The 7,262-nt window shown below is 56.9% G+C and carries 7 protein-coding genes; all 7 read left to right on the top strand.

Features of this window, described 5'->3' with window-relative positions; genetic code table 11:
* Window positions 1-641, top strand: a 641-nt coding sequence (locus ACY692_RS13430; protein WP_462325887.1) for an OmpP1/FadL family transporter, incomplete at its 5' end; no start/stop codon positions are given.
* A 482-nt stretch (window positions 642-1,123) separates the two neighbouring features.
* A complete protein-coding gene (locus tag ACY692_RS13425; protein ID WP_462325886.1) occupies window positions 1,124-2,056 on the top strand; it encodes an aspartate carbamoyltransferase catalytic subunit in 933 nt (310 codons plus the stop codon).
* A gap of 67 nt (window positions 2,057-2,123) precedes the next feature.
* Entirely contained in the window at window positions 2,124-3,413 is a 1,290-nt protein-coding gene (locus tag ACY692_RS13420) for a dihydroorotase (protein WP_462325885.1), read from the top strand.
* A 55-nt stretch (window positions 3,414-3,468) separates the two neighbouring features.
* Entirely contained in the window at window positions 3,469-4,794 is a 1,326-nt protein-coding gene (locus ACY692_RS13415; RefSeq protein ID WP_462325884.1) for an HD domain-containing protein, read from the top strand.
* Window positions 4,791-5,834, top strand: a complete 1,044-nt coding sequence (rlmN, locus tag ACY692_RS13410) for a dual-specificity RNA methyltransferase RlmN (RefSeq protein ID WP_462325888.1) — start codon at window positions 4,791-4,793, stop codon at window positions 5,832-5,834. The genes ACY692_RS13415 and rlmN overlap by 4 nt, the downstream gene beginning before the upstream one ends.
* 112 nt (window positions 5,835-5,946) lie before the next feature.
* Window positions 5,947-6,330 (top strand): phosphoribosyl-AMP cyclohydrolase, encoded by a 384-nt coding sequence (gene hisI / locus ACY692_RS13405; RefSeq protein WP_462325883.1) that lies wholly within the window; start codon window positions 5,947-5,949, stop codon window positions 6,328-6,330.
* Entirely contained in the window at window positions 6,331-7,218 is an 888-nt protein-coding gene (hisG, locus tag ACY692_RS13400) for an ATP phosphoribosyltransferase (RefSeq protein WP_462325882.1), read from the top strand.
* Window positions 7,219-7,262 lie beyond the last annotated feature (44 nt).

Below are 7,262 nucleotides of genomic sequence, written 5' to 3'. Positions count from 1 at the left end.
TTGACTGGCTAGCCTTTGGCGCCTCTTATCGCAGCAAGATAGAAGTCAAAATGAAAGGTGATGTGGATTTCAGCAATATCGGTGACAAGGCCGTTGCGGGTAATAAAGCCGACACATTCGGCCAGGCATATGGAGACAGCTTCAAGGCCACAGAACCGCTGCCTGCGATGCTCTCTCTAGGCATACTGGTCAAACCTTTGGATAAATTGAGTCTCTCTTTCGACCTCCTGCGCACGTATTGGAGCGCCTACGATGAATTAAGAATCGAGATGACCGACTCTACTCTTACTCCTCCTAAAAATCCCATTGTCAAAGAAAAAAACTGGAAAGACGTGAACCGCTACCAGATCGGTCTCGAATACGCCCTGTACGACTGGATGGATCTGCGCCTCGGGTATGTGTACGATGAATCCCCGGTCGATCCGGACCATGCGGAATACCAGATCCCCTCCAACGACCGCCAGATCTACAGCATCGGCTCCGGCTTCCATTGGGACACATGGACCATTGACGTTGCCTACAGCTACCTGACCGTCAAAGATCGTAATTTTGATGACAGCACAGCAACCGGCGTCAAAGACAGTACCTTTGAAGACGGCAACTCACACATCGTTGCCCTTAACGTGGGGTACCGGTTCTAGCCAACCGGCTTTCGCATCCTCCTGTACGACCGCCGGGATCATGATGATCCGGGCGGTCTTTTTTTGCCCTTCCTGGGAACGCCGAGCGTCTGCTCGGCCTTTGGGACAACAGCTTACACCAGAACCATTTTCAAAATCGCTGTTTTTAACAATCCCGACATACCTCCTGGAACCGTAGTTTCCTGGCAACCCGTTTGCTTTTCTGCACCTCCCGGGGCGCAGAAAAGCGGGCGATTCATGAGTCACCCATTGATTAACGGTGCCCATACCAAAATGCCGAGCAGACGCTCGGCGTTCCCAGGAAAAAACAACCCCCAGATTGGCACGATAGTCACTACTCCAAGCAAACAGCCCTCCCCCATCTCCCCCAAAAAAATTCCTTGCTAGCCGAACAAGATATTTTTAGGGTGTAGAATTATATTTTGCCCGGAGGGGCTCTCCCTACGGAACAAATAGCCGACCATGGCGGGGTATGCAGATCAATGCACTGGAAACACAAGGACTTGCTCGACACAGACCAACTGAGCCGGAAGGAGATCGGGTATATCTTCGAGGTCGCCGACCGGTTTGACGAGGTGAACAAGCGACCGGTAAAAAAGGTACCGGTCCTCAAGGGCAAATCGGTTGTCCTTTTTTTTGCCGAACCCTCCACCCGCACCAAGACCTCCTTTGATATCGCCGGCAAACGCCTTTCCGCAGACACCTTTTCCCTGGCCAAAACAGGCAGCTCCCTGCAAAAGGGTGAGACCCTCAAGGATACGGCCCTGACCCTGCAGGCCATGGCTCCAGACGGTATCGTCCTGCGCCATTGGTCCAGCGGGGCAGCATCCTTTCTGTCTGGACGGCTGGATTGCTCGGTCATTAACGCGGGCGACGGACGCCATGCCCATCCCACCCAGGCCCTTTTGGACGGGTTCACCCTGCGCCGGATCTGGGGAGATGATTTCACAGGTAAAACGGTGCTCATCCTTGGAGACATCGCCCACAGCCGGGTGGCCCGTTCAAACATCATCCTTCTGAACATGCTCGGGGCCAAGGTCCGGTTATGTGCCCCCCGAACTCTGCTCCCCTGCGGCGTTCGGACCTGGCCCGTGACCGTATTCGACGATCTGACGACAGCCTGCCGGGGAGTGGACGCGATTATCTGCCTCCGGTTGCAGCTCGAGCGGCAGAAGGCAGGACTGCTTCCGGATCTGCGTGAATACGCCATGACCTTTGGCCTGGGTTCCTCCCACCTCGAAAAAGCGGCCCCGGACGTTCGCATCATGCACCCCGGGCCCATCAACCGCGGTGTGGAAATTTCCTCAGCCCTGGCTGATGCCGGCAACAGCCTCGTCCTGGACCAGGTGGCCTCGGGCGTGGCCGTGCGTATGGCGGTTCTGTACCTGTATCTGACACGGGAACTATCCGAATAGCCCTCTTCGCCATAAACCGCTTCCCCGCGCCTCTGCGCCTCTGCGCGATAAAAAAGGTACCCCCACAATGTCCGCACCCCAATTCATCGTCCGCAATGTCATCTGGCAGGAACAGCCCATGGATCTCCTGGTCGACCAGGGAACCATCCAGGGACTCATACCTGTCCAGCAGGGTCGGGAAGTCACCCCACTGGACCGGGAAACAGACGCCAAGGAAGCCTGGCTCTTCCCCAGCCTCATCGACGCACATGTCCACCTGCGCGAACCCGGCCAGGAGTACAAGGAGACCATCGCCACGGGTCTTCAGACCGCACTGGGCGGGGGGTTCGGGCAGGTCATGTGCATGGCCAACACCGATCCGGTGAACGACCGCTCCCAGGTCACTGAATTCATTCTGGATACGGCCGCAAAGACCCATCCAGGCGGCCCCAGAGTCCGCCCGGTGGGTGCCCTGACCAAGGGCCTGGCAGGCAGGGAGCTCGCCCCGCTGTCCGAATTGGCCAAGGCCGGCTGCGTGGCCTTTTCCAACGACGGCGTGCCCGTGGATAACAACGACCTCTTCCGGAGATCCATGGAATATGCCGCCGATCTGGGCCTGAAGGTCATCGATCATTGCGAGGACCCGACCCTCTCCGGCCACGGGGTGATGAACGAGGGCGTGCTCTCCGGCCAAATGGGTCTCAAGGGAAGCCCGTCAGTGGCCGAATCCCTGCAGGTTGCCCGCGACATTCTTCTGGCCGAATACCTGAACATCCCGGTGCATCTGGCCCATATCAGCTGCAAGGAATCAGTAGAACTGGTCCTCATGGCCAAGGAAAAGGGGCTTCCGGTGACCGCTGAAACCTGCGCCCACTATCTTCTCTGGGATGAAACCATGGTCGAGGGATACAACACCCTGGCCAAGGTCCATCCACCGCTACGGACACGGGAAGACGTTCTGGCCATGCGCCGGGCCGTAAAAGAAGGAATCATCGACATTCTGGTTACCGACCATGCCCCCCACGCGGATTTTGAAAAGGAAACCACCATGGATGAGGCCCCCAACGGGATTTCCGGCATGGATACAGCCCTTTCTCTGTATGTTTCCCTGGTCCGTGAGAGGGTGCTCACCCATGGAGACCTCGTCACCCGATGCGCCACCCGACCGGCCCGGATCTTCAATCTCGGGGTGAACGGATTCGCCCAGGGGGACCCGGCTGATTTCGTGCTTTTCGATCCTCGACATGTTTGGACCGTCCAGCCATCCACCCTGCTCTCCAAGGGCAAAAACACCCCTTGCATGGGCACGGCTCTTCTGGGTAAAGTCGCTGCACATTATCTTGAAGGAAATCTCGCCTACACCATGGCAAAGGAATAAACCGGCCATCCCTACGCGACCATGCATTCAGCCCATCGAATAAGGAGATATCTCGATGCAGCCTATCAAAGACGCGGCTTCCATCTGTAAAACAATCATGAGAAACGGGTTCGATGCTTATATCATCAATCTGCCCTTGCAAAAAAAAGTTCTGGACACGAGCGGGGAACAGGCAATCGATATCTGTACGGACATGGAATTCGACAACCTGAGCATACTCTTCCCGGACATCCGCAAGACCGACGAACCGATCCGCAAGGGCACACTCACCCAGGGCGGGGTGACCTTTTCCTTCTATCAGGGTGATGTGGGCAAGGGTTCGTATATCGACGCATGTGTGACCAAATTGACCCCGAGGCTGCTCAAAACGATGGAGGACCAGGACGGGCTCCCCCTGGACGTTGCCTGCCCGACCATCCCACAGCCCAAGGATGTCTATGACGGTTTCGAGGATTTCTCCTCGGGTGAAATCAAACTTGTGGGTATTCCGGATGAAACCCTGAAACGGGACTATCTATTGGCCATCCGGGCCCTGCGCTTTTCCGCCAACTACAATCTGCCCATAGAGGCGAACACCTGGCTTTCCCTTCTGCGGTCGGCCCGCCGGGTTGCCGACTATGTGCGCATCACCGACATCATGGACGAATGGCGAAAAGTCGAAGCGGAAAACATGCACAGATTCGTCCAGTACCTCTTCGACACCATGATCATCCACGGGATCATCCCCGAGCTCATGCCCCTGACCCGTATTTATCTGCCCACGGAAAACGGTGAGGAAAAAGAAAGCATTTGGGACCACATGATCGCCACCATGCGACACTACCCCGAAGAACTCCCCTTCGACTGGTACGGAACACTGACGTGCATATTCCTGGACCTCGGCAAGGTGTTCACTGGTGAATCCTTTGAGGGCAATCTTCTTTTCTACCAACACCATCAGGTCGGGGCCAAGGTAACCAGAAAAATTCTCCGTCGCCTCGGGTTCGCCCCCGAAGACATCGATCTGGTCTGCCATTTGGTCAAACACCACATGCGCTTCCACTTCATGCTCAATGACAAGGGCATCCGACGTTTCAAGGGACTGGACGAATACCCCCGGCTGATCGAGTTGGCACGGGCCGAGGTCAAGGCAAGCAAGGGCACATACACCGAATTCAACCACAACATGAAAATGCTCGAACGGGCCGATATCGACGAAGACATGCTCGAGCCCCTGCTCAACGGGCAGAAGATCATGGAACTGGCCAAGATACATCCCGGGCCCATGGTCGGACTGATCCGTGACGCGCTGCTCCAAGCCCAGATATCAGGGGATGTGAATTCTGTGGATGAGGCCAAACAATTCGTTGTGGACTACAAGGAAAAGGAGAAGATCCAATAGACAATATCCTGGATCTCACGTTTGCGGAACTCGAGGACCGTCTGGTCAACATGGGCGAACCCAGGTTCCGGGCCTCCCAGGTATGGGCCTGGCTGTGGCGGCACGGGTGCCGAGAGTTCTCGGCCATGACCAACGTGGCCAAGTCTCTACGCACGCGGTTGGCCGAGAACTGGACCATTGCCTGGCCCCGGGTGCACACCCTGCAGGAAAGCACGGATACCACGGTCAAACTCCTCCTCGAATATGATGACGGTGCCCTGGTGGAAACCGTGCTCATTCCGGAAAAGGACCGGTTCACACAATGTCTGTCCACCCAGGTGGGCTGCGCCATGGGGTGCACCTTCTGCAGCACAGGAAAAATGGGATTTTTGCGGAACATGACCGGCGGGGAAATCGCCATGCAGGTCCTTGTAGCCCGCGAGTTTCTCCGCGGACGCGGCAAAGCAGACCGGCTGACCAATCTGGTGTTCATGGGCATGGGCGAGCCCCTCATGAACTGGCCCGAGGTCAAGCGGTCCATGGAGATTCTGCACAGCGAACACGGCCTCAATTTCTCCCGGCGCAAGATCACCCTCTCCTCCTGCGGGATCAAGAAAGGACTCTTGGAATTCGCCAAACAGGGAATGGCGCTCCCGGCCATCTCCCTGCACGCCCCGACCCAGGAGCTCAGGGAACGCATCATGCCCGGTGCGGCCAAACTTCCTCTCCACGAACTCATGGCCATCCTGGAGAGCTATCCTCTACAGCCCAGGGAACGGGTGACCATCGAATACATCCTGCTGGGCGGGGTCAATGATTCACAGGACCACGCCAGACAGCTCGTCAAACTCCTGTCGCGGCTCAAGTGTAAGGTGAACCTCATCGCCTTTAATCCCGGACCGGGTATCCCCTACAAGAGCCCGACCAGGGAAGCTGTGCTCGCCTTTGAAAAAGTCCTCTGGGACAAGGGAATGACCTGCATCCTGCGTAAGAGCAAAGGCCAGGACATCGCCGCCGCCTGCGGCCAGCTGCGGGCCGGAATTGACAAGCCCGCGTCCTGAACCGCACATACACAACCCAAGAACCCGCCCCGTGCGGGTTTTACATACCCTCACGGCCCACTTTTCGGGCCGTGCCGTCATACAACCCCAACCCCAAGCGGAGTGAACAAGCGTGCTGCAACCTGATTTCAAGAAAGGAAACGGACTGGTCCCGGCCATTGCCCAGGATGTCAAGACGGGCAAGGTGCTCATGATGGCCTATATGGATGAAGAGGCGTGGGAACAAACCCTGGCAACGGGTGATGCCCATTACCATAGCCGCAGCCGGAACAAGCTGTGGCATAAGGGGGAGTCCTCGGGTCATGTGCAGAAGGTCCATGCCGTGCGTCTGGATTGCGATCAGGACACCGTGCTTCTACTTGTGGACCAGATCGGCGGAGCCGCCTGCCATCTGGGATATGAGAGTTGTTTTTTCGAGGAACTCACGGATCTCACCGGCGGTCCGTGGAAAAAATGTTGTGACAAGGTATTCGATCCCAAGGAGGTCTACAAATAAATGGCTGAAGAAACCAAAAACATCCTCAAACTCGGGGTCCCCAAGGGATCTTTGGAAGACGCGACCAAGAAACTCTTTGCCAGGGCAGGATGGAAGCTGACCTCCCACCACCGTAATTATTTTCCGGACATCAACGACAAGAACATCAAGTGCAGTTTGTGCCGGGCCCAGGAGATGGCCAGATACGTGGCCTCGGGTGTTCTGGACGTCGGCCTGACCGGCAAGGACTGGACCCTGGAGAACGAGGCCGACGTGGTCGTGGTTTCCGACCTGGTCTATTCCAAGGTGAGTGCCAAACCGGCCCGCTGGGTCCTGGCCGTTGCCGGAGATTCCCCGTATAAACGCCCCGAAGACCTGGCCGGCAAAAAAATCGCCACGGAATTCGTTTCCTACACCAAGAAATATTTCGACAACGCCGGGATCCCGGTCACGGTTGATTACTCATGGGGAGCCACCGAGGCCAAGGTGGTCGAGGGACTGGCCGACGCCATTGTGGAAATCACGGAGACCGGCACGACCATCAAGGCCCACGGACTGCGGATCATCGCTGAGATTCTCCAGACCAACACCCAGCTCATCGCCAACAAGGAAGCCTGGGAAGATCCCTGGAAACGGGCCAAGATCGAAAACATGAACACCCTGCTCCAGGGGGCCCTGCGCGCGGAAAAGCTGGTCGCCCTGAAGATGAACGCCCCGGCCGGGAGCATGGATGCCATCATGGACATCCTGCCCAGCATGACCTCCCCGACCATGGCCCACCTATACAACTCCGACTGGCTGTCCATCGAGGTGGTCGTGGATGTCAGCGATGTGCGGGACCTCATTCCCCGTTTGCAGGAGGCTGGGGCAGAGGCGATCATTGAATTTGCGCTCAATAAGGTAGTGTAAAAAAATGATAGATGAGCGCTGCGCTTCAGGATATAGGATATAGG

It is taken from the genome of Desulfoplanes sp. (genome assembly GCF_054921335.1).
Note: the sequence above shows the minus strand (reverse complement) of the source record. Positions and strands in the feature narration are given on the sequence as shown.